This is a genomic window from Micromonospora sp. NBC_01655 (genome assembly GCF_026339755.1).
Taxonomy (GTDB): Bacteria; Actinomycetota; Actinomycetes; order Mycobacteriales; family Micromonosporaceae; genus Micromonospora.
Genome location: NZ_JAPEQF010000001.1, coordinates 6,488,970 through 6,513,005, shown reverse-complemented (window position 1 = coordinate 6,513,005; position 24,036 = coordinate 6,488,970). Strand labels below are relative to the sequence as shown.

General features: G+C 72.9%; 18 protein-coding genes and 2 tRNA genes. 13 read left to right on the top strand and 7 right to left on the bottom strand.

What is annotated here, in order from left to right; genetic code table 11:
* The first annotated feature begins 134 nt into the window (after positions 1 to 134).
* Positions 135 to 1,574, top strand: coding sequence for an aldehyde dehydrogenase family protein (locus OOK41_RS28670; protein ID WP_266267371.1), 1,440 nt, complete (start codon positions 135 to 137; stop codon positions 1,572 to 1,574).
* Positions 1,575 to 1,586: 12 nt separating this feature from the next.
* Here the strand turns inward: OOK41_RS28670 and OOK41_RS28665 are convergent, their stop codons facing one another.
* Positions 1,587 to 2,819, bottom strand: a complete 1,233-nt coding sequence (locus OOK41_RS28665) for an SUKH-3 domain-containing protein (RefSeq protein WP_266267370.1) — start codon at positions 2,817 to 2,819, stop codon at positions 1,587 to 1,589.
* A 75-nt stretch (positions 2,820 to 2,894) separates the two neighbouring features.
* On the opposite strand from OOK41_RS28665, the gene OOK41_RS28660 reads away from it, so the two are divergent.
* The 5 genes from OOK41_RS28660 to OOK41_RS28640 all read left to right on the top strand — a co-directional run bounded on the left by OOK41_RS28660 (position 2,895) and on the right by OOK41_RS28640 (position 8,640).
* A complete protein-coding gene (locus tag OOK41_RS28660) occupies positions 2,895 to 3,314 on the top strand; it encodes a YbaB/EbfC family nucleoid-associated protein (protein WP_266267369.1) in 420 nt (139 codons plus the stop codon).
* Positions 3,315 to 3,319: 5 nt separating this feature from the next.
* A complete protein-coding gene (locus OOK41_RS28655; protein WP_266267368.1) occupies positions 3,320 to 3,664 on the top strand; it encodes a hypothetical protein in 345 nt (114 codons plus the stop codon).
* 16 nt (positions 3,665 to 3,680) lie between these two features.
* A complete protein-coding gene (locus OOK41_RS28650; protein WP_266267367.1) occupies positions 3,681 to 7,922 on the top strand; it encodes a toxin glutamine deamidase domain-containing protein in 4,242 nt (1,413 codons plus the stop codon).
* Positions 7,923 to 7,932: 10 nt separating this feature from the next.
* Positions 7,933 to 8,370: a hypothetical protein gene (locus OOK41_RS28645; protein ID WP_266267366.1), complete on the top strand. Its 438-nt coding sequence runs from the start codon at positions 7,933 to 7,935 to the stop codon at positions 8,368 to 8,370.
* 197 nt (positions 8,371 to 8,567) lie between these two features.
* Positions 8,568 to 8,640, top strand: a tRNA-His gene (locus OOK41_RS28640).
* 58 nt (positions 8,641 to 8,698) lie between these two features.
* Here OOK41_RS28640 and OOK41_RS28635 read toward each other — a convergent pair.
* Positions 8,699 to 9,997 carry an Ig-like domain-containing protein gene (locus OOK41_RS28635; protein WP_266267365.1) on the bottom strand — a complete coding sequence of 433 codons (1,299 nt, stop codon included), beginning with the start codon at positions 9,995 to 9,997 and terminating at the stop codon, positions 8,699 to 8,701.
* A gap of 210 nt (positions 9,998 to 10,207) precedes the next feature.
* Positions 10,208 to 11,479, bottom strand: a complete 1,272-nt coding sequence (locus OOK41_RS28630) for an Ig-like domain-containing protein (protein WP_117665751.1) — start codon at positions 11,477 to 11,479, stop codon at positions 10,208 to 10,210.
* Positions 11,480 to 11,665: 186 nt separating this feature from the next.
* Here OOK41_RS28630 and OOK41_RS28625 point away from each other — a divergent pair.
* A tRNA-Lys gene (locus OOK41_RS28625) sits at positions 11,666 to 11,741 on the top strand.
* 223 nt (positions 11,742 to 11,964) lie between these two features.
* Here OOK41_RS28625 and OOK41_RS28620 read toward each other — a convergent pair.
* A complete protein-coding gene (locus OOK41_RS28620) occupies positions 11,965 to 12,792 on the bottom strand; it encodes a DUF72 domain-containing protein (protein WP_266268028.1) in 828 nt (275 codons plus the stop codon).
* 274 nt (positions 12,793 to 13,066) lie between these two features.
* Here OOK41_RS28620 and OOK41_RS28615 point away from each other — a divergent pair, with 274 nt between their 5' ends.
* Both OOK41_RS28615 and eccCb read left to right on the top strand, forming a co-directional pair.
* A complete protein-coding gene (locus OOK41_RS28615; protein ID WP_266267364.1) occupies positions 13,067 to 13,579 on the top strand; it encodes a hypothetical protein in 513 nt (170 codons plus the stop codon).
* Positions 13,555 to 17,907, top strand: a complete 4,353-nt coding sequence (eccCb, locus tag OOK41_RS28610) for a type VII secretion protein EccCb (protein WP_266267363.1) — start codon at positions 13,555 to 13,557, stop codon at positions 17,905 to 17,907. Before OOK41_RS28615 ends, eccCb begins: the two co-directional genes overlap by 25 nt.
* A 45-nt stretch (positions 17,908 to 17,952) precedes the next feature.
* On the opposite strand, the gene OOK41_RS28605 is transcribed toward eccCb, so the two are convergent.
* Together OOK41_RS28605 and OOK41_RS28600 are read right to left on the bottom strand one after the other, a co-directional pair.
* The gene (locus OOK41_RS28605) at positions 17,953 to 18,486 is read right to left on the bottom strand and encodes a hypothetical protein (RefSeq protein WP_117665799.1); all 534 of its coding nucleotides are present in this window, start codon (positions 18,484 to 18,486) and stop codon (positions 17,953 to 17,955) included.
* Positions 18,476 to 18,811 carry a hypothetical protein gene (locus OOK41_RS28600; protein ID WP_266267362.1) on the bottom strand — a complete coding sequence of 112 codons (336 nt, stop codon included), beginning with the start codon at positions 18,809 to 18,811 and terminating at the stop codon, positions 18,476 to 18,478. The genes OOK41_RS28605 and OOK41_RS28600 overlap by 11 nt, the downstream gene beginning before the upstream one ends.
* A gap of 111 nt (positions 18,812 to 18,922) precedes the next feature.
* Between OOK41_RS28600 and OOK41_RS28595 the strand changes: the two genes are divergently transcribed.
* Positions 18,923 to 19,648 (top strand): Clp protease N-terminal domain-containing protein, encoded by a 726-nt coding sequence (locus OOK41_RS28595; RefSeq protein ID WP_266267361.1) that lies wholly within the window; start codon positions 18,923 to 18,925, stop codon positions 19,646 to 19,648.
* A 90-nt stretch (positions 19,649 to 19,738) separates the two neighbouring features.
* On the opposite strand, the gene OOK41_RS28590 is transcribed toward OOK41_RS28595, so the two are convergent.
* Positions 19,739 to 20,278, bottom strand: coding sequence for a hypothetical protein (locus OOK41_RS28590; protein ID WP_266267360.1), 540 nt, complete (start codon positions 20,276 to 20,278; stop codon positions 19,739 to 19,741).
* Positions 20,279 to 20,493: 215 nt separating this feature from the next.
* Here OOK41_RS28590 and OOK41_RS28585 point away from each other — a divergent pair, with 215 nt between their 5' ends.
* From OOK41_RS28585 to OOK41_RS28575, 3 genes are all read left to right on the top strand, one after another.
* Positions 20,494 to 21,162 carry an endonuclease V gene (locus OOK41_RS28585; protein WP_117665807.1) on the top strand — a complete coding sequence of 223 codons (669 nt, stop codon included), beginning with the start codon at positions 20,494 to 20,496 and terminating at the stop codon, positions 21,160 to 21,162.
* A gap of 227 nt (positions 21,163 to 21,389) precedes the next feature.
* A complete protein-coding gene (locus tag OOK41_RS28580; protein ID WP_266267359.1) occupies positions 21,390 to 22,532 on the top strand; it encodes a hypothetical protein in 1,143 nt (380 codons plus the stop codon).
* Between the two features lie 69 nt (positions 22,533 to 22,601).
* On the top strand, positions 22,602 to 23,987 hold the full coding sequence (locus OOK41_RS28575) for a phosphomannomutase/phosphoglucomutase (RefSeq protein WP_266267358.1): 1,386 nt from the start codon (positions 22,602 to 22,604) through the stop codon (positions 23,985 to 23,987).
* Positions 23,988 to 24,036: the final 49 nt, after the last annotated feature.

The window sequence follows — 24,036 nt, the reverse complement described above, 5'->3', positions numbered from 1 at the left end:
CGAGGTATGGCCGGGGGTGCGGACAGCGGAGGTTATCGGAATCTGACTGCCATCTTCGCTACTGAATTCGCGGCAGACAAGGGTTTGAGCGACTGTTTCCGATGCGAGGTACCCGTGGTCTACGCTGCCGAGGTGTGGAGCCGAGAGCCTTCTTCGTCGCCGGTCGCCCCGCACACGGCGAGGGCGAGCTGACCGTCACCCACCCGTACGACGGGCGCGCGGTGGGACGTACCACCCTTGCCACGCCCGACCAGGTCGAGGCCGCCGTCGCGGCGGCGGCCGGGGTGGCGGCGGCGGCTGCCGCCCTGCCCGCGCACGCGCGCGCGGCGGCCCTGGACCACGTGTCGCGCCGGCTCGCCGAGCGGGCCGAGGAGGTCGCGGCGCTGATCACCGCCGAGAACGGCAAGCCGGTCAAGTGGGCGCGGGCCGAGGTGGGACGCGCGGTGTCGACGTTCCGCTGGGCGGCCGAGGAGGCCCGGCGGTTCTCCGGCGAACTGCAACGCCTCGACACCGACCCGACGGCCACCGGTCGGATCGCCCTGGTCCGGCGGGTGCCGAAGGGGCCGATGCTCGGCATCGCGCCATTCAACTTCCCGCTGAACCTGGTCGCGCACAAGGTCGCCCCGGCCATCGCGGTCGGCGCGCCCATCGTGGTGAAACCCGCCCCGGCCACCCCGCTGTCGGCGCTGCTGCTCGGCGAGATCCTCGCCGAGACGGAGCTGCCCGCCGGGATGTTCTCGGTGCTGCCGCTGCCCAACGAGCGCGCCGCCGAGCTGGTCGCCGACCCGAGGCTGCCGGTGGTGTCGTTCACCGGCTCCGGGCCGGTCGGCGCGGCGATCCGCCGGTCCGTGCCCGACAAGCACGTCACCCTGGAGTTGGGCGGCAACGCGGCGGCCGTGATCTGCGAGGACTGGAACACCGACGAGGACCTGACCTTCGCCGCGCACCGGATCGCCACGTTCTCCAACTACCAGGCCGGGCAGTCGTGCATCGCCGTGCAGCGGGTGTACGTGCACGAGTGGCTCTACGACGCCTTCCTGCCGAGGTTGGTCGCCTCCGTGGCGGCGCTGCGCACGGGCGACCCGTCCGACGAACTGACCGACGTCGGGCCGCTGGTGTCGGTCGAGGCCGCCGAGCGGGTCGAGGCGTGGGTCGACGAGGCGGTGGTCGCCGGGGCGACCATCGAGGTGGGCGGCCGGCGGGAGGGCGCGACCTACCCGCCGACCGTGCTGTCCGGGGTGCCGGCCGACGCGAAGGTGTGCGCCGAGGAGGTGTTCGGGCCGGTGCTCGTGGTCGCCCGGGTCGAGAACGACGCCGCCGCGTTCGCCGCCGTCAACGACTCGGCGTACGGGTTGCAGGCGGGCGTGTTCACCCACCGCCTCGACGTCGCCTTCGCCGCGCACCGCGCCCTGGAGGTGGGCGGGGTGATCGTCGGGGACGTGCCGTCGTACCGGGCCGACCAGATGCCGTACGGGGGCGTGAAGGGCAGCGGCGTCGGCCGGGAGGGCCTGCGCAGCGCGATGGACGACTACACCGATCCCCGAGTCATGGTGCTCACCGGCGTGCAGTTGTAGGGGCGCCGGCGGCTACCAGGAGCCGTCGTCGCGTACCCGGGCCGGGGCCCGGCCGAGCAGCAGGGTGGTCAGCGCGGCGTCGATGTCCTCGCCGAGGAACCACTCGCCGGCCTGGTCCAGCACGAAGACCCGCCCCCGCTCGTCGACCGCGATGATGCTCTCCTGGCCCTCCGTGCCGAGCGGGAACAGCCGGTGGCCGAGTACCGCGCTGAAGTCCGCGAGGGTGTCCGCGTTGTGAGCGACGGTGTGTGGGGTGAGGTCGAAGCGGGAGATCCATACCTGTTCGCCGGGGCCGCAGCGGGCTCCGATCAGCCCCGGATACCGGGTGATGGCCTGCACCGCAGCGGGGAATGCCACATGAACGTGGTCGGCGCCGCTGACCGCGGTGACATCTCGGACGGCGGCGGCGGCCATGAGCTCGTCGCCGATGTGCGCTGGTTCCCACCCTGCCGAGACGAGGGCGTACGCCACCTCGTCCGGGAAGCGGCCCGGGTCGGGCACCGGCGCGGCTTTCGGGTGCCAGGGTTGGCTGAAGCCCAGGTCGGACCAGGGGAGCACGTTCAGGTGCACCAGGAGTCTGGTGCACGAGTCGCACGGCCGTTCCGCAGGTCCGCCCTTGGGGTCGCCTGCCTCGCGCACCCAGAACAGCTCGAATCGGCTCCCGGCCAGCAGGTTCCGCGCCTCGTCGAGGGTGAGCGGCGCCCGGTCCTCGGCGGCGCGGCGGTGGTCGTGCTCGAGGAGGACGTCCGACACGACGATCGCCTCGGCGTGACGGTCGGCCCCCCGGACCAAGTGCCCGGGCGGCTGAGCGCCCAGGTAGTCGCCGACGAGCCGGTGGTGCCGCAGCGTCACCTCCCCCTTGGCGCCCCATGCCCGATGCATCCTGTGCTTCACGGTCAGGTGAGCGGCCGTGCCAGGGGCCGGCAGGCGGCGGATCTCGCGCAGGAGTTGGCTGGCCGGGTCGACCGTGCGCGGCGCGGGCCGCTCCGGCCGGCTGCGCCGGTACATCTCCCGCACGGCGGGGAAGGGCAGCCGGGGCCAAGTGGAGACCTCGCCGGTCTCCTTGTCCACGACGGTGGTCGGCAGGTCGCCGGGGAGGACGGTGGCAGCCAGGGTCACCGTGGACGTGATCAGGTAACCGAGGTCGAACTCCTCGACCAGGGGCGCGCACTCGTGCCCGAGGCGTTGGGAGTCCCGGTGCGCCCAGACGGTGGCGAGCTGTTCGGCCTGCTGACGGTCGATCACCCATCCGAAGTTACCGGACCCCACGGATTCCGTGGCGCCCGGTATGGTCTGCCCTACCGACGGTGACGGGGGAGGGTGACGTTGGCCGAGAGCGTGGACCGGGACGCCAACCGGGCGCTGCGGGCCCGGTTCGACGAGGTGCACAGCCAGTACCGGCAACTCCGCTCCGGACTGGACGAACTCCAGACCCGACTCGCGGAGCTCAAGGTCACCGAACGCTCCGCCGACGGGCAGGTGACCGTTGTCGCCGGCGCCCGGGGCGAACTCGTCTCGGTGGATGTCCACCCCTCCGTGTTCCAGGACCGGGACGCCAAGGCGCTGAGCCGGAAGATCAGCACGACTGTGCACCGGGCCACCGCCGCCGCGGTCGCTGCCACACAGGAGTTGGTCGCCGGCTACCTGCCGGCCGGATCGGGGTCGGTGGAGTTCCTCCGCAGCGGCGATTTCGGGGCCCTGCTGGGCCGGGTCGACTCCGTCATGCGGCGCAAGGACTGAGTGGCATGGCCGACGGGCAGCTCTGGCTGGACCCGCGCCGCGCGCGGCTCGGCGGCGCCGGCCTCACCTCGGCTGGCGAGGCGGTGACCACCCGGCGCGCGCAGGTGGGCGGCCGGATCGCGGCGGCCAGCGCGGGCCGCCCCTGGGGCCGCGACGACATCGGCGCGGCGTTCGAGAAGCAGTACCGCGGATTCGAGGAGACCCTGCTGCGGGCCTGGGCGGGCGTCGGGCGTGCCCTGGAGAACCTGGGCGAGGACGTCGTGCGGTCCGTGGACAACGAGGTGACGACGGACGCCCGGAGCGCCGGACGGCTCGACCGGATCTCCGACCAGCGGCTCGCCGGACGCTGACGACCCCGAGGACGCCGTGAGCCTGCTGCCGAGCCCGATCCCGCACCCGCTCGACTACTCGCCGTGGGAGCTGCCCGGCTGGGTCTACGAGGCCCTCGACTGGGTGATCGGCGTGGAGTGGCCGGAGGGCGACGAGCGGGCGGTCTGGGACCTCGCCGACCAGTGGTACGGCGTGGCCGAGGCCCTGGCCGGGCCGCACAGGGACGCGATCGCCGCCGCCGGCGAGGTGCGCAGCGGGTACGGCGGCCTCGGGGCGGTGGCCGAGGCGTTCGACGCCGCGTGGCGGCGGGTGGCCGACGGCGACGAGGCACCGCTGCCGGTCCTGCTGGCCGTCAGCGGCGACCTCGGCCGGCTGGTCGAGGAGTGCGGCTGCGACATCGAGGGGGCGAAGCTCGAGGTCTGGATCGAGCTGGGCATCCTCGTCATCGAGCTGCTTTCGTTGGCCGTGGCGACGGTGCTCACCGCGGGCGCCGCCTCACCCGCCGCCGGAGCCGCGATCACCGCGAGCCGGTTCGTCGTGCAGCAGATATTCAAGCGGCTGATGGCCCAGCTGGCCCGCAAGACTCTTAAGCGGGGCCTCAAGGAGGCCGGTGAGCGCGCCGCCAAGCAGGTGGCCGAGGGCGGCGTGCGGGGGCTGGCCCGCAAGGCGGCGCTCGGTGGGCTGGCGGAGGCGGCCGAGGAGTCCGGGGTCACGCTCGCCACGCAGGCGTACCAGAACACGACCGGCCGCCGGCACGGCCTGGACCTGGCGGACGCGGGAATGTCCGCCCTCGGCGGCCTGGCGGGCGGGGCGGTGGCGCCGCTGGCCGGTCTCGGGCGGCACACGACCGGGCGGGCGGCGCGGGTCGGCGAGCACTTCGGCCGGGAGATGACCGGTGAGGTGATCGCCGAACAGGCGGCCAGCCTGGCCACCGGCCAGGGCCCGGTGTCTCTGGAGGAAGCCGCGCGGGCGGCGGCGTCGGGCGCCACCGGATCGGCCACCGGACAGACCGACGCGGCGCTGCGCCACCGGCTCGACGGTCGGATGGCGGCCCTCGCCGGGGCGTCCTTCGCCCCGGTCGACCTCGGGGACCCGCTTCCCCTGGTCCAAGCCGTTGACGGTGGTCTGTTGTCCCATTCCGGCTCGGACGGTCCCCCCGTCCCGGCCGTGGTCCCGTCCGGCGATCTCCGGGTGCAGCTCGCTGGTGACGTCGCGGGGAACGGGGCAGGTACATCCTCCGCCGGTGCCACGGCGGTCGAGGCCAGGGTGGCGGGAGCCGCCCAGGATCCCGCTTCGGCCCGTCACGGGGCGGACGCCGGGCAGCCGCTGTTCCCGCCGTCATCCGTCGCGTCTACGGACGTGCAGGCCGCGTCGGCGCCAGCGGTGCTGGCGGAGGGGAACGCTGGGGGCGTGGCGCCGTCGCAGCCCGCCGGGAGCGCGACGGACGGGCCGCCAGCGGTCCGCGCGGCGGCCGACCCGACGCTGTCGTCCGTGACCCCCGTCGATGTCGCTTCCTCCGAGACGCGGGGAGCGACCCCAGGCCTGCCAACCACCAGCGGGGGCACCGCCGCCGACGGGGCCGGTCCTCACGCCGGGCCGCCGCCGAGCACATCACCGGCCGTGCACACGCCGCCCGTCGCCGGCGGGAGCGGCGGCACCCCGGCCAGGCCGGTGGACGTCGCGCACCCGCTGGCAGGGTCGGTCACCGCAGGCCCGGGCCGGGCCAGCGGACCGCAACCGAGGTCCCCCGAGTGGTACGCCGCCAAGCGGGAAGCCGACCGTGGGGCCGCCGACCGGCGCCGCTACAGCGAGCGTTTCCAGCAGCATCGGGCCCTGCACGAGGACAACCGCCGGAACGAGGAGGCCCGTCAACTGCGGGACCGGGCCGCCTTCCTGGAGCGCCGTGCCAGCGAATACGCCTCCTATGCGGTGCGGCTGGAACGCCAGGGCAAGGGCTACCTCGCGACGTCGTGGCAGAACCTGGCGACGGTGGACGTGCGGGCGAGCTACGGGGCGCGGGACCTGGGCGAGGCGGTGCTGGCTGGAACGGTGGTCCCGGAGTACGTCGAGGTCACCAATCCCCTCGACTTCTACTCGATCAACACCGACGACCCCTCGCTCGTCCTGCCCACCGTGGAGGCCGGCGGTCCCTCGGCGTTGACCGGTGACGACGACCCGCCGCCGATCGACCGGTCCCGCCGCTACGGGCAGTGGGGCGGGCTGCGCCCGCCATTGGCGCTGCATCATTCAGACCTCGAACAGGCTGTGCCCCGGGACGCAGGTGGGCAGGTCCTACGGACCGCCGACCCCCGGCAGGGCAGCTGGTTCCGGCTGGCCAACGATGGTGGCCCGGCCGCCGACCCCACCCGGGGCATCAACTGCCTGGACTGCACCCTCTCCCTCTACGAGACGTGGATGCATGGTCGTCCTCGGGTCTCGGCACCCCGCACCTTCGACGGGTACGCCGCCGGGGACGTCAACCGGCCCCTCGGTGGTGAGATCGACGGCCCTGGGCGGGTGGAAGACGCCACCGGGGGACGCTTCCAGCAACTTGCCGAGCCCGCCGATGACGCATCGCCGGACGACGCCTGGAGCACAGTCAACCGGGGGTTCGGCACCCTGGAGGGCCAGTTGCGGGCGGGCGGCCACGGCAGCTACGCGTTCCTCATCACCTCGTACGAGGGGGGTGGGTCGCACGCCTGGGTGGCGCTCAACCAGCACGGGAGCGTGCTCTACCTGGACCCGCAGAGCGGTGCCGTCTCGGACCTGCCCCTGTACACGCACAGCGGATTGCCGGCCCCGTTCAACGTGAGGGGGATCGACGCCCTGGTCCTCGGCCCGGACGGTCGAGCGATGCCGCTGGCGGGGGCCGGGCCGGGGAGGTTCAGCCAGCGGCCCGATGAGCAGCCCTCGCCGGTGGACAGGGCGCGGGAGCGGCAGCCCGGTTCCGATGACCCGTCGGACGACGATCTGTACGTCAACCGGATGCATTTGCTTGAAGGCCCGGGGTCGGGCGACCCGGGGTCTCCGGAGCCCGTGGGCCCCGGGCTCCAAGGGGATCAACCTGCTGCGGGACCAGAGGAGGAGCATTCCGCCGCAGAGAGGGTCGTCCGGCAGTCCCGTGTGGCGGCTCGTGTGCAGATGGAGTCGGACAGGATCACACCGACGGACATCGTCGCGGCCAGCTCCGACCTCGACCAGATCCTTGCTGCTGGTGTCACACCGGCCGAGCTCGCCGACCAACTGGACGGGCCGACGCTGTGTCGACTCGTTCCACACCTTGACGAGGTTGCCGCGCAGGACGTGGCAAGGCTCTTCGGGGACCATCGGGTCCGGCAGATGCTTGAGGACACCTGGAAGTCACCGCCGGGTGGGCCGCTGTTCGCCGAGACATTGGTGAAGCAGTTGGCGGCCAAGCCCAGCCTGGCGCGGATGATCCAGGCAACGCCGGAACTGGCCGACTCGTTGACTGCGCGTCCGATGACGCTGCACCACCTCGCAAGCCATGACAGTGCGATTGCGGTGCTGGAATCCGTTGCGGATGCGATCGATGAGGATGCTTCGATTTCAAAGGCTCCACAAATCACTCCGGAGCCACAACCGACACCCCTGACTCCTCGTCAGCGGGAAATTAGTGCGAGCGTCAATCTCGAATATGGCGATATTGCTCAGCCGGGTTTCGATCAAGGGCGACGCGCAGATGCGGCATACCGATCCTCGTACCTTGATGGCCTCTATGAGGCTGCGGCAGTTGCGCAGAAAGAATTGGTGGCGCTGGCAACGGGTCTTGCATATGACGGCGGCCGAGAGGTCGGTCATGCCGGTTGGCGGGCTGAGCCCAAGAGGAGGCAGCGTGCGGAGGACAAGATAAAGAAGTATGAGGGAGACGCCTCCCAGTTGCTCGACCTAGCTGGAGCGAAGGTCGAGTTCGACTCACTCGATCACGTGTACGCGGCTCTCGAGCGATTGCGTGATCACCCGGCGGTTCGGATCGTCAGGTACGATGACCGCTTCCAGGTCCCGCAGAAGAGTGGGTACCGCGACGTCCAGCTGATTCTCAGGATGTCAAACGGGCACCTGGCCGAGCTTCGGCTGCATCTGGCGGCCCTGGACAAGGTGGCGGTTTGGGAACATTCTCTCTATGAGGTGAAGCGAGACCTGGAGTCTCTGGCACGCCGAGACGGCCGGGAGTTGACAATCCGAGAGCGGGCGATGGTTGACGGTATTCTGGCGCGCCAGCGGCAACTGTTCTGGAACGCGCTGAAGTCGGCCCTGTAGGGAATGTCAAATGAATGCCAAGTCTGATCTGGTTCTACCATCCTATTATCGTTACTATGCTTCGCCCGTCAAGATCGTGACTTCAGTTGACGGCGGCGCCCAAGTGTGGCGTGTGTCTATAGACACTGGCGGTTGGCTCCAGGAAAACGATCTTTTCGAGGAGATAGTCTTCGCCGTTGGCGGCGAGGTGTTCACGATTTCACCCGATCGGTTCGTGCAGGAGGTCGAAGCGTACCGGGGCCGCTATCTGTCGGGGCAGGGACCGATCTTCGCTCTGTACGAGACCGTCAAGGCGATCGTCGATGCAGGGGCGCGGCAGGGCCGCCGGCTTACGGAGCGGGAGGCGGCGCTGGTGCGGGGCATCAGGCGGAAGACCTTCGTCATGTTCGAAGAGCAGTTGCAACGGGAGGGCGATCCCGGCGCGGACCCGACCATCGCTGCCCTCTAGTGCGGCAGGCACTCGCCCTTCTGGCATCCCGGCGGGACCGAACCTATCTCGTGGTCCCCGATGCGGCCGTTCACGCCAAGATCTACTGGCGTCCGGGGTCGTGCGCCCGCGGGATGTGAACCCGGTGGACGTGGGTGGCGGGGGTGTGGCTATTATTAGTCCGCACGCCGCCCGGCTCAGCCGGCGCGGGGAGCATGGTGGCTGTAGCTCAGTTGGCAGAGCACCGGGTTGTGGTCCCGGTTGTCGTGGGTTCAATTCCCATCAGTCACCCGTCACACGAAGGCCCCCTCCGCTCGGAGGGGGCCTTCGTCGTGTCCGGGGCTGTCGGTCAGGTGGTCGGCTCGGCGCTGGGGGTCTCGGTGGTGTCGTCGGGGGTGGCCTCGGCGCTCGGGGAGGCGGCGGCGTCTGGGTCGTACGGCAGGGCACTGCCCTTGACGTACTCGGCCCAACTCATGTTCCAGTCGGTCCAGCCGTTGCCGTTGGCGAGCTTGCGCTCGGTGCCCTTGACGGTGATCGGGTCGCCGACCCGGGTGTTGGCGAACAGCCAGGCGCCGTCCTTCATCGAGACGTTCACGCAGCCGTGTGAGACGTTGACGCTGCCCTGCTGCCCCTCCGACCAGGGGGCGGCGTGGATGAACTCACCGCCCCAGGTGAGCCGCTGGGCGTAGTCGATCTTCGTGCGGTAGCCCTCCTCGGGGCCCAACTCCTCGAAGGTGTCGAAGACCGTCTTGCGTAGCTTCTCGATGACGACCATGGTGCCGCTGGAGGACGGGGTGCTCTTCTTGCCCAGACTGACCAGTACCGTCTTGGTCACCTTTCCGTCCTTGGTGACCGTCATCCGCTTGGTCTTGTTGTCGACCGTCATGATCACTGCCGGGCCGGTCTTGATGTCGACCGCCAGGTCGGCCCGGCCGTACCAGCCGTCGCCGAGGGGGAGGCCGCCGGCCTGGATCCGGTACGAGATGGCAGTGCCGGCCTTCCAGAACTCCTTTGGCCGGTACCGGATCTCGGTGGGGCTGACCCAGTGCCAGATCCCCTCCTGGGCGGGCGTGGAGGTCACCGTCATCCGGCGTTGGACGTCGTCGCGGTAGTCCTGCGGGACGGCCCGGCTGAACTTCACGATGAGCGGCATGCCGACGCCGACGACCTGGCCGTCGCCGAGGAAGCTGCTGATCCGGACCTGCTTGCTCGGCTTCGCCATCGTGGTGAAGGTGCTGGTCGTCTGCGCCGGCTTGCCGTCGTCCCCGGTGGCGGTGACGGTCGCGGTGTAGGTCTCGCCGTACTTCAGGGCGCCCTTCGGCAGCCAGTTCCCGCCGTCGGCGGCGAGGTTGCCCTCGACGGCCCCGCCGGCGGAGTCCTTCAGCTCGACGGTGGTGTCCTTCGCGTCCTTGGCGGTGAAGGCGATGCCGGTGGACGCCGGCACGTTCTTGGCGTCGGCCGCGGGCTCGGTGATGGTGGCGGACGCCTTCGGTGCGCTCTCCCCACCGCCCTGCCAGGCCGGCGACTTGCCCTCGCCGCTGTCGTTCGTGCAGGCGGAGGTGAGTGCCAGTACGGCGGCGAGCAGCCCCGCCGCGAACATCCGGCGGCGGCCGTCCCGCCGGGTCAGCTGGTCCTGGGTCGCGCGCATGATTCCCTCACTGTCGTGGTGCCCCGGTTGCCCATCGTCTCTCACTGACGCACGGGAACACGTACCCGTTGCGGGGGGTGAAGAGAAACACGCGGACCATCATGTCCGAATGCTGATAAAACACCGGTTTTTGCGAGCACTGTTCCTAAACGGCGGGAGGGCGGGGGTACCCGAAGTCGGGTGCCCCGCCCTCCCGCGGCGGTCGTCGTGTCAGGCCAGGGCCGGGCCGGCGCCGCCCTCCGGCACGGGCAGCGCGCTGCCCTTGACGAACTCGGCCCAGCTCATGCTCCAGGCCGTCCAGCCGTTGCCGGGGGTGAGCTTGCGCTCGGTGCCCTTGATGGTGATCGGGTCACCGACCTTGGTCTGCGAGAAGAGCCACTTCGCCTGCGCCATCGAGACGTTCACGCAGCCGTGCGACACGTTCTGCCGCCCCTGCACGTGCTCGGACCACGGCGCGGCGTGGATGTACTCGCCGCCCCAGGTCAGCCGCTGGGCGAAGTCGATCTCCGTGACGTAGCGGTTGGCCGGGTTGGGATCGTCCCGGGTGTCGAAGACCGTCGACTCCTTCTTCTCCATGACGACCATGGTGCCGCTGGAGGACGGGGTGCTCTTCTTGCCCAGGCTGACCGGGATCGTGCGGACGACCTGGCCGTCCTCGTAGACGGTCATCTTCTTGGTGGCGTTGTCGACCTTCATGACGAACGACCGGCCGATCTTGGCGGTGGCGCTCCGGTCGACGTTGCCGTACTTGCCGTTGCTCAGCGGGATGCCGGCCAGCGCGATCCGTACCGTGATCGTGGTGCCGGGCTTCCAGTACTCCGGAGCCCGGTAGTACGCCTGCGTGCCGTTGGAGACCCAGTGCCACGCACCCGGCTGCGGCGGGTCGGTGCGCACGAACATCCGTTTCTGCACCGCCTTCCGGTCCTTGGCCGGGATGCCCGGGTGGAACTCGGCGACCACCGGCATTCCGACGCCGTACGTCTTGTCGCTGAACAGGTAGAGCCCGGAGGTGATCGTCGACTTCGGCTTGGCCATCGTGGTGAAGGTGCTGGTGCCCTGTCGGGTCTGGCCCCCCTCGCCGGCGGCCGTGACCACGGCCGTGTAGCGGGTGCCGTACTTCAGGGCGCTGTTCGGCACCCACGACGAGCCGTCGACGCGCCAGCGGCCCGCGACCTTGTCGCCGTTGGCGGCGGTCAGGGCGACATCGGTGACCTTGCCGCCCTCGGGGATATCCGCGGAGATCTCGGCGCTGACCGGCCTGTTCTTGGCCCCGTCCGCCGGGCTGACCGTGAGCGGCGGGCCGGAGCTGGTGCCCGGCTCCGCCGGGGCGGTCCCCGATTCCGCAGCGACGCTGCTGCCGACGGAGGGGGCACCGTCGACGAACTCCGCCTTCTTCTGGTCGTCCCCGCACCCGGTCAGTGCCAGCGACGCCATCAGGCTCAGGGCGCCCACCTTCGCCCCGGCCCGCGCGAACCTGCCCATTCCCACCCCTGTCTCGCGTACCTGGCGGACATCGTGCCGCATGGGGGCCAGGATGTGCCGCCTGTACGTCATTGGAGCGCGAGATTTAGCGGGTTATGTCCGGTAAGCGTGCCCGAAGGGGGGAGCCGGGTATCGGATTGGAACGCGCTTCGGACGTCGTGCTAATGTTCTCCCCGTTGCCAACGAGCGCCGCTAGCTCAACTGGCAGAGCAGCGGACTCTTAATCCGCGGGTTCGGGGTTCGAGTCCCTGGCGGCGCACCAGCAATAACCTGCGCGTTCTCTCTACCAGAGAGGGCGCGCAGCTTCTTTTCGGCCCGCCGGTCCCGGTTGCCCGTGGAGTGCCCCGTTCCTCCTGCGCCACCTTGACGGCTGCGGCTCTGTCCTTTTCTCTACCGTGCCACCGCCGCTGGGAGACATGTGAAGCGCCTGCTCTGCCACCGTCGACAGCGCCCCGCGCGGGGCGGTCGGCGGCGACCGGCAGCGATCAGAAGAGAGTCAGGGGCTCGACCGGTATCGGCTGGGGCAGCGGATCCAGTTCGGGCACGCGCGCCCGGACGTCGTCGTGGAAGCGGCGGGCGAGCACGGGCGCGTCGGCGTTGTCCGGCGTGTGGATGAACATGGTGGGTGAGCGACCCTCGCGCAGCCACTCGACGGCGACGTCGATCCAGTGCTGCCAGCCCTCGATCGTCTGCGCGGCGGCGTCGCGGCCCAGGTACCGGACGATCGGCCGGTCGGTGAGCGCGAGCGACCGGAGCGGCATGCGCGGCTTCCTGGTCCACGCTTCCCGCTCCGCGTCGCTGGTCGGCGGGCTGCGGAAGAACGCGGTGGTGTCGAACGGGATCCACTCGGCACCTGCGGTCGTGAGCGCGTCCTCCAGAAGCCGCGTCGAGCGGGGGTCGTCGAAGAACGCGGGGTGACGAACCTCCACGGCGTACCGGTGGGACTCGGGGAGCCGGCGCAGGAAGCGGGCGAGCGCGGGGACGTCGGTGGGGGCGAACGATCCCGGCAGTTGGATCCAGAGGGCGTGGGCCCGCGGTCCGAGTGGCTCGATCGCGTCCAGGAAGCCCCGGACCGCCTCGTCGACGTCGGTGAGCCGGCGTTCGTGCGTGATGAGCTTGGGCAGCTTGAGTACGAACCGGAAGTCGGGGTCGGTCTGCTGCCCCCACGACGTCACGGTCTCCCTGGCCGGGGTCGCGTAGAACGTCGTGTTCCCCTCGACCGCGCTGCACCAACCGGCGTAGTGACGCAGGCGCTCGTGCGGTGCAAGGGGATGCGCCAGGAGCCGGCCCTGCCATGACTTGTGGGTCCACATCGCGCAGCCCACGTGAAGACGCATGATGCCGAACCCTCCCACAGCTGGACCGCACCCCGGGGCGGTCTGCCCGAGTTCACCCGCCCGCTCGCCGGCCGCACCGGACACCGTATACGGCCGTGCGGTGGTGGCGACCGCATCGCCCGCGCAGCGGCACTGAGCCGCCGGAGCCGGCACCGGGTCGTGTGGTGGCCGCGTGGGCGCCGCGCCGGTGGGGCGGCTGCGTTGGCCCGGGTGGTGTTGAATGTAGACACTCGTCGTCCGGGAGGTGCGCGTGTCCGAGCTTTCCCTGCTGGTGGAGCCTGCGGCGGCCGTTTCCGCCGAACGGGTCGACGAGTTGGCCCACGGGCTCGCGGAGGATCTACGGACCGTGCGGGGGCTGCGGGTCGCGCACGCCCAGTCCCCGGTCACCACCCACGGCAAGTCCCAGCAGGCCTGGGAGCTGGGCATGTTGGTGGTCGGCGGCGTCTTCTCCGCGACCACGATGCGGACGATCGCGCTGATCGCGGTGGCCTACGCCGACCGGGCGAAGGCGCGTTCCATCCGGCTGCGCCGGGGCGACGGCGAGCTGGTGATCAGCGGGTCGACGAAGGTCGACGAGGCACTGGTGACGCAACTGGCCGCGTTGCTGGGCGCGGACCCCGGCGCCGGGGCGTCCGCCGCCGTGCTGCCCCCGGGGCCCACGGACGGCGCCGCCGCGCTGCCCCCGGGTCCGCCGACGGCGCCGGTGCCGCCCGGGGCGGGTCACCCCGGGGCTGACCGGTGGGACAGCGACGGGCCCTGCTGATCGCCAACGACCGCTACATCGACGAGTCGCTGAGCAACCTGTTCTCGCCCCGCCAGGAGGCGCGGGACCTGCTGAGCCTGCTGGCCGACCCCGACGTGGGCGCCTTCGACCACACCGAACTGCTGGAGAACGAGTCGAAGAGCACCATCGAGCGGGCCCTCGAGGCGATGCTGCGGGCCGCCGGCCCGGAGGATCTCGTCCTGCTCTACTTCTCCGGCCACGGTCTGCGCAGCGGCAAGAAGGGCCGGCTCTACCTGGCCGTGGCCAACACCGAACGGGACCGCCTGCTGTCGACGTCCGTGTCCGCGTCCCTCATCCGGGAACTGCTGGACGAGTCCGACGCGGCCAGCTCCGTGCTCCTGCTCGACTGCTGCTACAGCGGGGCGTTCGAGGGGCACGGCCTGAAGACCGTCGACGACCTGGCCATCGACGGCGAGCTGCACGCGGGCAACGGCCGGTACGTCATCACCGCCACCAACTCGGTGGAGCGGGCCGACGACGGCCGGCCGGCGTCCGAGACGTCGCCGGGGCGCCGCTCGGCCTTCACCGAGACGGTCATCCAGGGGCTGAGCACCGGCGCCGCCGACCTGACCGGCCAGGGCCGGATCACCCCCGACGACCTGGCCCGGTACGTGCGGATGGAGCTGCCCCGGCGGACCACCACCCAGTCGCCGTGCCAGTTCGGGCAGGTCAGCGACGATATCCACATCGCGCTGTCCCGGGACGGGCAGCACCGCCAGTGGCCGCGACGCGACCAGCGGGCCCTCCGGCTCGGTGACCTGCTCGGTGCGCTGGAACCCACCGACGACGTGAAGCTCTGCGCGGTCGACTGGCGGCGGCGCGGGCTGCTGCGGGTGCCGGTCGGCCAGGCCCACCGGGTCGACCAGCCCGCCGGGGAGCCGGTCTGGCTCGACCTCGCCTCCGCCGAGGGGCACCTCCTCGTGGTCGGGCGCACCGGTACCGGCAAGACGTCCCTGCTGCGGACCGTCATCGGCGGGCTCGCGCTCACCCACACCCACGACGAGGTGGCGTTCTACTGCCTGGAGTCCGGGGGGAACCTGCTCGGGGCGATGAGCAGGCTGCCGCACGTCCGCGAGGTCCTCGGTGACGACCAGGTCGCCGAGGTCGCCAAGCTGCTGGACGACCTGGAACAGGAGGTGCTGGGCCGCAAGCAGTTGTTCCGCCGGCACGGGCTGGAGTCGCCGTCGAGCCTGCGGGCCAGCCGGGCCACCCTCGGCGCCGGCCCGCACCCGGACGTCTTCCTGGTGGTGGATCGCTGGCAGGACTTCGCCACCCTGCTGCCCGACTTCACCGCGCGGGTGGTCGACCTGGCCAACAAGGGCCTGGGGTACGGCGTGCACGTCGCCGTGGTCGAGCGGAGCTGGCGGGTGATCCCCGAGGAACTGCTCGAACTTCCCCAGGCCCGGATCGAGACCCGGCTGTCCCAGCCGCAGGAGTCGCGGATCAACCCCGACCAGGCGGCCCGGCTGCCGATGAACCTGCCGGGCTGGGCCCTGCACGGCCGGCGTACCTTCCGCATCGCCCTGCCCGACCTGGCCCCCGGCGGCGCCGAACCCGCCGCCGCGCTCGGCGGCGCGGGCCCGGAGGGCGTGGCCGCGATGGTGGCGCTGATCGCCGAGGCGTGGGCCGGTGCGGAGCCGGGTGTCCGGTCGGGCGGGTCCACCCCGGACGGCCGGCGGCAGCCCGGGGAACGGCCGGACGACCTGCTGACCACCCTCGGCCTCCCGGACTACCGCGCGCTGTCCGCCTACGCCGGGGGCGACGCGCCGTTGGGCGCGGAGCACCTGCGGGTGCCGATCGGCGTCGACCCGGCCGGCGCGCCGGTGCTGCTCGACCTCAAGGAGGCGGCCCGGGGCGGGATGGGGCCGCACGGGCTGCTGATCGGGGCCACCGGCTCCGGCAAGAGCGAGTTGCTGCGGACCATCGTGGTGGCGCTCGCGGCCCGGCACTCCTCGGCCCGGCTCAACCTCGTCCTGATCGACTTCAAGGGCGGGGCGACCTTCGCGGCGCTGAGCGAGCTGCCGCACGTCAGCGCCGTGATCACCAATCTCGCCGACGACCTCTCGCTGGTCGACCGGATGGCCGACGCGCTCTCCGGGGAGGTGCAGCGCCGGCAGGAGTTGCTGCGCGCCGCCGGCTGCGGTAGCTGGTGGGACTACGAGCAGGCCCGGGCGGCCGGGCGGCCGTTGCGGGAGTTGCCGGTGCTGCTGGTCGTCTGCGACGAGTTCTCCGAGCTGCTGACCGCCCGGCCCGACTTCATCGACGTCTTCGTGCAGATCGGGCGGCTCGGCCGGTCGCTGGGCATCCACCTGCTGCTGGCCAGCCAGCGGCTGGAGGAGGGCCGGCTGCGCGGGCTCGACATCCACCTGTCGTACCGGATCGGGCTGCGGACGTTCTCCGCGATGGAGAGCCGGGCGGTGCTGGGCAACTCCGACGCGTACGAGCTGCCGAACGCGCCGGGGCACGGCTACCTGAAGTCGGACAGCACCACCATGACCCGGTTCCGGGCCACGTACGTCTCGGGCCCGCTCGGTGCCCGCGACCGCGACGGCGAGCCGCTGCCCATGGAGCTCGCCGGGCGGGACGTCACGAGCATCCTGGTGGCCCGGCTCCGGGAGGTCGGGCCGCCCGCGCACCAGGTCTGGCTGCCGCCGCTGGCCGAGTCGCCGGGCGTCGGCGAGCTGCTGGGGCCGCTGGCTGTCGACCCGGAGCACGGCCTGCGGCCCGTCGAACGGGATCACCGGGCCCCGCTCACCGTCCCCGTCGGTGTCGTCGACAACCCCCGGGAGCAGCGCCGCGACCCGCTGGTGGTCGAGCTCTCCGCCGCCGGCGGCAACGTCGTGGTGGTCGGCGCGCCGCTGTCCGGCAAGAGCACCCTGCTGCGGACGCTGGTCGCCGCCCTGGCGCTCACCCACACCCCGCGCGAGGTGCAGTTCTTCTGCCTCGACCTGGGCGGCGCCCTGGGTGGCCTCACGGGGCTGCCGCACCTGTCCGGGATCGCCGGCCGGCGGGACGCCGAGACGGTCCGCCGGACGGTGGCCGAGGTGGAGGGCGTCCTGGAGGCGCGGGAGACGCTGTTCCGGTCGCACGGGCTCGCCATGGCCGGCTACCGGCGGCGGCGCGCGGGCGGCGAGTTCGCCGACGACCCGTACGGCGACGTGTTCCTCGTGGTCGACGACTGGCACACCCTGCGCCAGGAGTACGAGGAACTGGAGGCCGTGGTGACCCGGATGGCGGAGCGCGGGCTGGGGTTCGGGGTGCACGTGGTGCTCAGCGCCGGCCGGTGGATGGACCTCCGGCCCGTGTTGCGGGACCTGCTCGGGACCCGGCTGGAACTGCGGCTCGGCGACCCGACCGACTCCTACCTCGACCGCCGGGCGGCGGCCCAGGTGCCCGTCAACTCGCCCGGCCGGGGCTTGTCCCCGGACCGGCTCCAGTCGCTCGCCGCGCTGCCCCGCGTCGACGGCCGGCGGGACGTCGAGGACCTCGCCGACGCCACGGCCGAGCTGGTGGAACGGGTCGCCGGGGCGTGGCCCGGCCCGCCGGCGCCGCAGGTGCGGTTGCTGCCACGTGAGCTGCCGGTGGCCGAGTTGGAGCGGGTGGTCGGCCCGGTGGCGGCCGGGTTGCCGATCGGGCTGGACGAAGCGACCCTCGCCCCGGTCCTGCTCGACCTGGAGACCGAGCCGCACCTGGTCGTCTTCGGCGACCCGGAGTGCGGCAAGACCAACCTGCTCCGGCTCATCGTCCGGCAGCTCGTCGCGCGGCAGACCCCGGAACAGGCCCGGGTGGTCGTCGCCGACTACCGGCGCGGGCTGCTCGACGCCGTCGAGAGCGAGCACCTGCTCGAGTTCGCCCCGTCCAACCAGGTGTTCGCCCAGTCGCTGGAATCGATCTCCACCGCCCTGCGCAACCGGCTGCCGGGCGGTGACGTCACCCCCGCCCAGCTACGCGACCGGAGCTGGTGGCGGGGGCCGGACCTCTACCTCGTGGTCGACGACTACGACCTGGTCGCCTCGGCCGGCAACAACCCGCTCACCGCCCTGGTCGAGCTGCTGCCCCAGGCCAGGGACATCGGCCTGCACCTGATCGTCGCCCGGCGGATGGGTGGCGCCGCCCGGGCGCTCTACGACCCGGTGCTGCAACGCCTGCGGGAACTGAGCTCGCCCGGCCTGATGATGTCGGGCAGCCCGGAGGAGGGGCAGATCCTGGGTACCCTGCGACCCCGCCCGCTGCCACCCGGGCGGGGGATCCTGGTCCGGCGCAAGCAGGGCCGCCAGCTGGTCCAGACTGCGCTCGCCCGGCCCTGAATCCCGGCCCGCGCCCACCGGCGCGCGGGTCGAGGGGAGCCGGGGTCAGCGCGGCGGCGAGACGGTGGCGATCAGGTCGGCGGCCCGCGACTCCACCGCGTCGAGGCGGGCCAGCGCCGTCACGACGGTGGCCGAGAGGCGACGGGCGAGCGCCCGTACCGCCATGGTCGGCACGGCGGTGGTCGGCGAGGTGACCGTGCCGTCCGGCGCGACGACCAGCCCGGCGCGGTGCGCCTGCGCGACGGCCTCCCGCACCGTCCGGCGGGCCAGCGTCCAGCCGTCGGCGCGGGCGGCCAACGCCTCCGCGACGATCCGGTACGTCTCGTGGGCCTCCTCCAGGCGGTGGACCAGCCGGCGCAGCCGCTCGTCGCACTCGTCCCGGCCCTCGCCCGCGCGCCAGTGCTCGGGCAGGGCTCGCTGCACCTGGCTGAGCTCCTCCGCCGCGGCCCGCGCCGTGCGGGCAGCCTCCCACCACCGCGCGTCCCCGCCGGCCTCCGCCGGGGGCCGGTCGCCGGTCAGCCACTGCCAGCGGCGGTCGGCATCGGTGCTGGCCGGTGCCGCCGGCCCGCTACCGGTCATCGGGTCGGTCCCGGGCCAGCGCGGCGAACTGCTCCGCCACGATCTCGTCGATGGCGGTCACCGAGCCCGCCACGACCCGCATCAGGTCGGCGACCTGTCGCGTCTCGGCGGCGAGCTGGCGCAGCCCGGCGGCGACTGCTTCCCCGGGCTCGGCCGGTGACCCGCCGGCCGCCGGGGGGCGCCCGGCCGCGCGGCCGGGGGTGGTGGGCCCGTCCCCGGTGGCCGGTGGCGCGGCGGCGGCGAGATCGTCGGCCACCAGCCCGACGATCTCCGCCAGCCGGGCGAGGCCAGCCTCGTCCACGTCGAGCGAGGTGTACCTGCGCACGGCGTCCTCCCGTCACGGCCCGCGGCCAGTCTAGCGGTGGAGGACCGGCCCGGCACTGCCTGCGTCAACTTGAGGTTGACGATGGGGGCGCCGTCAACCTAGAGTTGACGCATGACGAATCCTGTCCAGATGACCACTTCGATCCGGCTCGACGACCTCATCGCGGCGATCAAGAAGGCCCACACCGACGCCCTCGACCAGCTCTCCGGGGCGGTCGTGGTGGCCGACCACCTCGGCGACGTCGCCGACCACCTGATCGGCCACTTCGTCGACCAGGCCCGCCGTTCGGGCGCGTCCTGGACCGAGATCGGCCGCAGCATGGGGGTGAGCAAGCAGGCGGCACAGAAGAGGTTCGTGCCGAGGGCGTCCACCGAGCCGTCGACCCTCGACCCCAACCGCGGGTTCGGCAACTTCACGCCGCGGGCCCGCAACGTGGTGATGGCCGGCCAGGAGGCCGCCCGCGCCGCCGGCAACGCCGAGATCCGCCCCGAGCACCTGGTGCTCGGGCTGCTCAGCGAGCCCGACGGCCTGGGCGCGCGGGCAATCGTCGCCCAGGGCGTACCGCTGGAGCGGGTGCGGGAGGCCGCGACCGTGACCCTGCCGGCTCCGGCCAGGGCGGTGCCCGACCTGATCCCGTACGACAGCGGTGCCAAAAAGGCACTCGAACTCACCATGCGGGAGGCGCTGCGGCTCGGCCACCAGCACGTCGGCACCGAGCACGTCCTGCTGGGCCTGCTGGAACTGGAGAACGGCGCCGGCGTGCTCACCGGCCTCGGCGTGGACGGGGCCGCCGTCGAGGCCACCGTCGCCGAGGCTCTCGCCGCCGCGCAGGAGTAGGAAGGGCCCCTCCCGCGCCCTCGGGGCGGGGGAGGGGCCCTGCGCGCCGCCGCCCGCCGTCCTGACGACCGGCGGGCGGGGGCAGGTGCCTCAGGAGGCCGTAGGCGCCGTGGTGGTCGCGGCGGGGAAGTCGTAGCGGAGCGCGTGCTCGGGGTCGGCCGGGTCGACCTGCCGGATACCGGCGTCGGCGAGCCGCTTGTTGACCTCGTCGAGCTGCTCGCGGACCAGCCGGGCCTCCTCCTCGGTGACCCGGCCCCGGTGCGGCCTGCCGGCGTACTCGATGGTGCCGTAGTCCGGCTTGTCGGCGGCCTTGCGGGCCTTGGGCGGGCGGACCCGCTCGGCGGTCTTCAGCAGTTGGGCCATCGGCACGTCGGTGGCCATCGCGTCGAACTCGCTGGCGGTCAGCACCACCCGGCGGGGCTCGCCGCCGCCGTGGCGGTCGTGGATCTCCACCACCGCGACGTCCAGCGCGGCGTCGTCGATGCTCTCCACCTCGGCCGTGGTGGCGTCGAGCTGCACGGGGCCGGCGACCAGGTCGGGGTGCTCCAGCACCACGACGCGGACCACCTCGTCGTCCGGCCGCAGAACGGTGCCGCTGAAGTCGGAGACGTGGATCGTCTTCTTGCCCATGCGCTGAGCTTCTCCTGTCGATGACCGGAATTTCGGACCAGAAGAAGTTACCCGACAGGTGTGCGAAAACCCGGGCTGGGCCGGGCCGGGTGTGTCGCCGCCCGGCGTTGGCCGTTGCGCCCTCGGGAACGGTGGGCCAGGCTCGCCCCATGACCGACACGTCGACCGGTTGTGGCCTCGACCGGCCCCAACCCGGTGAGGACCGAAGGGGAGCGGTGACCGGTTCCCGGCCGCGCACCGAGGCCGAGGCGCTCGCCGTACAGGACCGGTTGCGCCCCCTCGCCGACCTGGTCGGGCCGGGTCCCACCGCGCCCGCGACGGTGGCCGGCCTGGACGTCGCGTACGCCGAGAGCGGCGACCGGCTCGCGGCGGCCGTCACCGTGCTGGATGCCCGGACGCTGGCCGTGGTGGACCGGGCGGTCGGCGTGGGGCGGCCCGCCTTTGCCTACGTCCCGGGGCTGTTCGCCTTCCGGGAACTGCCCGCGCTGCTGGACGCGCTGGAGAAGCTGACCGTCCGCCCGGAGCTGCTGGTCTGCGACGGGCACGGGCTGGCCCACCCGCGCCGGTTCGGGCTCGCCTGCCACCTGGGCGTGGTCACCGGGCTGCCGGCGATCGGGGTGGGCAAGACGCCGCTGGTCGGCGAGTGGGAGCCGCCGGCCGTCGGGCGGGGCGCCTGGTCGCCCCTGCGTGACGGCGGGGAGGTGGTGGGCCGGGTGCTGCGCACCCGGGACGGGGTGAAACCGGTCTTCGTCAGCGTCGGGCACCGGATGGGCCTGGACAACGCCTGCGCCCGGGTGCTCGCGCTCACGCCGAGGTACCGGCTGCCGGAGACCACCCGCACCGCCGACCGGCTCTGCCGCGAGGCGCTGGCCGCCGCCCGCTGACGGCCCGCCGCCTGCCCGGCCCGGTCCGGGGCGCCCCGCCCGCCGCCGTCCGGCGCGCCCCGACCTCCGCCGGCCCGCCGCCAGCCCCTACGGCGTCGCTCGGGCGGCTGTCGGCGCCGGGTTCCGTAACGCGGAGCACATGCGGAGCGCTCGACGAACGACCGGGTCCCGCACCCGGTAGTAACCTGACCCGCGGACCCCACCCGGGGAGGAACGGCGAGGTGATCATGGCGGTACGTCGGCAGGCGACGCGGCTCGCGACGGTCTGCGTGATGCTGGGCGGCCTCGTGGCCGTCGGAGCGACGCCGGCGCTGGCCGACGGCGACTCGGTGCGGGTGCGCTCGACCGACAGCTTCCGGCCGGGCGGCTCACCGGGGGCGGTCAACGTCGAGGTGCGCAAGCGCACCGAGGGCTGCGTGCTCGTCCGCACCGGGCTGGGGCTGCGGCTCGACGGCCTCGCCGGGGACCATGCCGCCGTCCAGGTGGCCATGGCCGGCCGGTGGTGGCCGGTGTCGGTCTCCGGCGGCGGGGGCGCGGTGACCGCGAGCCAGGTGACGCCGGCGAACCCCACGCTGTGCAAGGGCAAGAGCCTCACGGTGCGCTACCGCGTGGCGTTCCGGGCGGGCACGCCGGGCGGCCGGCTGGAACTGGCCGGTGCGGCGACCAACGCGGTCGGCCGCGCCCTCGGCCGGGACGCCACCACGGCCCGGGTGGTCGGGGAGAAGAAGAGCCCGAGCCCGTCACCCACCCCGACGCGTAAGCCGTCGCCGCGCCCGACCGTCGCGCCGGCCGAGGCGGTGGACGCCGACGGCCCGACCCTGGCCGCGGTCGCCGGCCGGGCCGGCTCGGCCACCCCGGTCGCCGCCGAGGAGAACTCCGGCGGCCTGTCGGTGTTCATGCTCTTCGGCGTCGGCCTGGTCGTGGTGGGCATCGGCCTGATCGTGCTGCTGGTGCGCCGGTCCCGAGCCGACAAGGAGCCGGCCGACCCCCCGGGCGCGTACCCGCCGGTGCCGGTGCCGCGCAACCCGGGCGGCACCACGTACCGCTCCGGAGGCGGGGCGGCGGCCCCGCCCGCGCCACCCGCCGGCGGGGTGTACGGGCGGCCGGCCGCGCCCCCGTCCGGCGGGGTGTACGGCGCCCGCCCCGGCCCGCCCGCCGCCGGACCGGTCAGCGGCGGCGGGGTCTACGGCGGCGGTACGACGTACCCGGCCGCTGGCGTTCCGCCCCGGCAGCCCGGCCAGCCCGAGGCGCCGGGGCAGGGTGGGGCACCCGGTCCGGGTGGGGCGCCGGCGCCGCGCGGACCGGGCGAGCCGCCCGCGCCCGCCGGTGGGGGCGACGCGACGACGATCATGCCCCGCCTCCCCGGCTGAGGCGGGGGAACAGGGGCCGCTCCGATACGCTCGGGTTCGTTGAGGACCTGCGGCCAAGGAGCGGAACCCGTGTCTGATCTGTCCCGGATCGTGAAGGCGTACGACGTCCGGGGGACGGTGCCGGACGAGTGGGACGAGCGGGCGGCCGAGGCGCTCGGCGTCGCCTTCGGTCAGGTGCTCGCCGCCGCCGAGGAGCCCGGCGACGCGGTGGTGATCGCGCACGACATGCGGGCCACCGGCCCGGCCCTGGCCGAGGCGTTCGCCACCGGCGTCCGGGCGCAGGGGCGGTCGGTGATCGAGCTGGGGCTCGCCTCCACCGACATGCTCTACTACGCCTCCGGCATCCTCGGCCTGCCCGGGGCCATGTTCACGGCCAGTCACAACCCGGCCAAGTACAACGGCATCAAGATGTGCCGCTCGGGTGCCCGCCCCATCGGGCAGGACAGCGGCCTGGCCGAGATCCGGGACCGGGCGCAGGCGCTGCTCGACTCCGGCGCCGCGCGTCCGGCCGAGGCGCCGCCGCGGGCGACCGAGCGGCGCGACCTGCGCCCGGAGTACGCGGCCCACCTGCGTGGGCTGGTCGACCTCTCCGGCATCCGGCCGCTGAGGGTCGTGGTCGACGCCGGCAACGGGATGGGCGGTTGGACGGTGCCCAGCGTGCTCGGCGACGCCGTGCTGCCGGCGCTGCCGCTGGAGATCGTGCCGCTCTACTTCGAGCTGGACGGCACGTTCCCCAACCACGAGGCCAACCCGCTGGACCCGGCGAACCTGGTCGACCTCCAGCGGGCCGTCCGCGAGCACCGCGCCGACCTGGGACTGGCCTTCGACGGCGACGCCGACCGGTGCTTCGTCATCGACGAGCGTGGCGAGCCGGTCTCCCCGTCGGCGATCACCGCCCTGGTGGCGGTCCGCGAGCTGGCCCGGCACCCCGGGTCCACGGTGATCCACAACCCGATCACCTCCCGGGCGGTGCCGGAGATCATCGCCGAGCACGGCGGCAAGCCGGTGGTGACCCGGGTCGGGCACTCCTTCATCAAGGCCGAGATGGCCCGCACCAACGCCGTCTTCGGCGGCGAGCACTCCGCCCACTACTACTTCCGGGACTTCTGGTTCGCCGACACCGGCATGCTGGCCGCCATGCACGCCCTCGCCGCGCTCGGCGAGCAGGACCTGCCGCTGTCCGAGCTGGCCCGGGAGTACGAGCGGTACGTCGCCTCCGGCGAGATCAACTCCACGGTGGCCGACCAGGCGGCGAGAGTGGCCGAGGTGCGCGCCGCGTACCCGGAGGCGACCGCCGACGAGCTGGACGGGCTCACCCTGAGCTTTCCCGACGGCGCCTGGTTCAACCTGCGCGCCAGCAACACCGAGCCGCTGCTGCGGCTGAACGTCGAGGCACCGACCGAGGAACGGATGATCTCGCTCCGCGACGAGGTGCTCGACCGGGTTCGCCGATAAGATCGCCTGCGCCGGTCGGCACCGCCGACCGCCGCCCCGCACCCGTGGA

Excerpts from the sequence above, each read along its gene's own strand:
- OOK41_RS28580 (WP_266267359.1), top strand. The coding sequence starts at position 21,390 with ATGGCGGTACGTCGGCAGGCGACGCGGCTCGCGACGGTCTGCGTGATG.
- OOK41_RS28630 (WP_117665751.1), bottom strand. The coding sequence starts at position 11,479 with ATGGGCAGGTTCGCGCGGGCCGGGGCGAAGGTGGGCGCCCTGAGCCTG.
- OOK41_RS28605 (WP_117665799.1), bottom strand. The coding sequence starts at position 18,486 with ATGACCGGTAGCGGGCCGGCGGCACCGGCCAGCACCGATGCCGACCGC.
- OOK41_RS28635 (WP_266267365.1), bottom strand. The coding sequence starts at position 9,997 with ATGCGCGCGACCCAGGACCAGCTGACCCGGCGGGACGGCCGCCGCCGG.
- OOK41_RS28595 (WP_266267361.1), top strand. The coding sequence starts at position 18,923 with ATGACGAATCCTGTCCAGATGACCACTTCGATCCGGCTCGACGACCTC.
- OOK41_RS28590 (WP_266267360.1), bottom strand. The coding sequence starts at position 20,278 with ATGGGCAAGAAGACGATCCACGTCTCCGACTTCAGCGGCACCGTTCTG.
- OOK41_RS28620 (WP_266268028.1), bottom strand. The coding sequence starts at position 12,792 with ATGTGGACCCACAAGTCATGGCAGGGCCGGCTCCTGGCGCATCCCCTT.
- OOK41_RS28655 (WP_266267368.1), top strand. The coding sequence starts at position 3,320 with ATGGCCGACGGGCAGCTCTGGCTGGACCCGCGCCGCGCGCGGCTCGGC.
- OOK41_RS28645 (WP_266267366.1), top strand. The coding sequence starts at position 7,933 with ATGAATGCCAAGTCTGATCTGGTTCTACCATCCTATTATCGTTACTAT.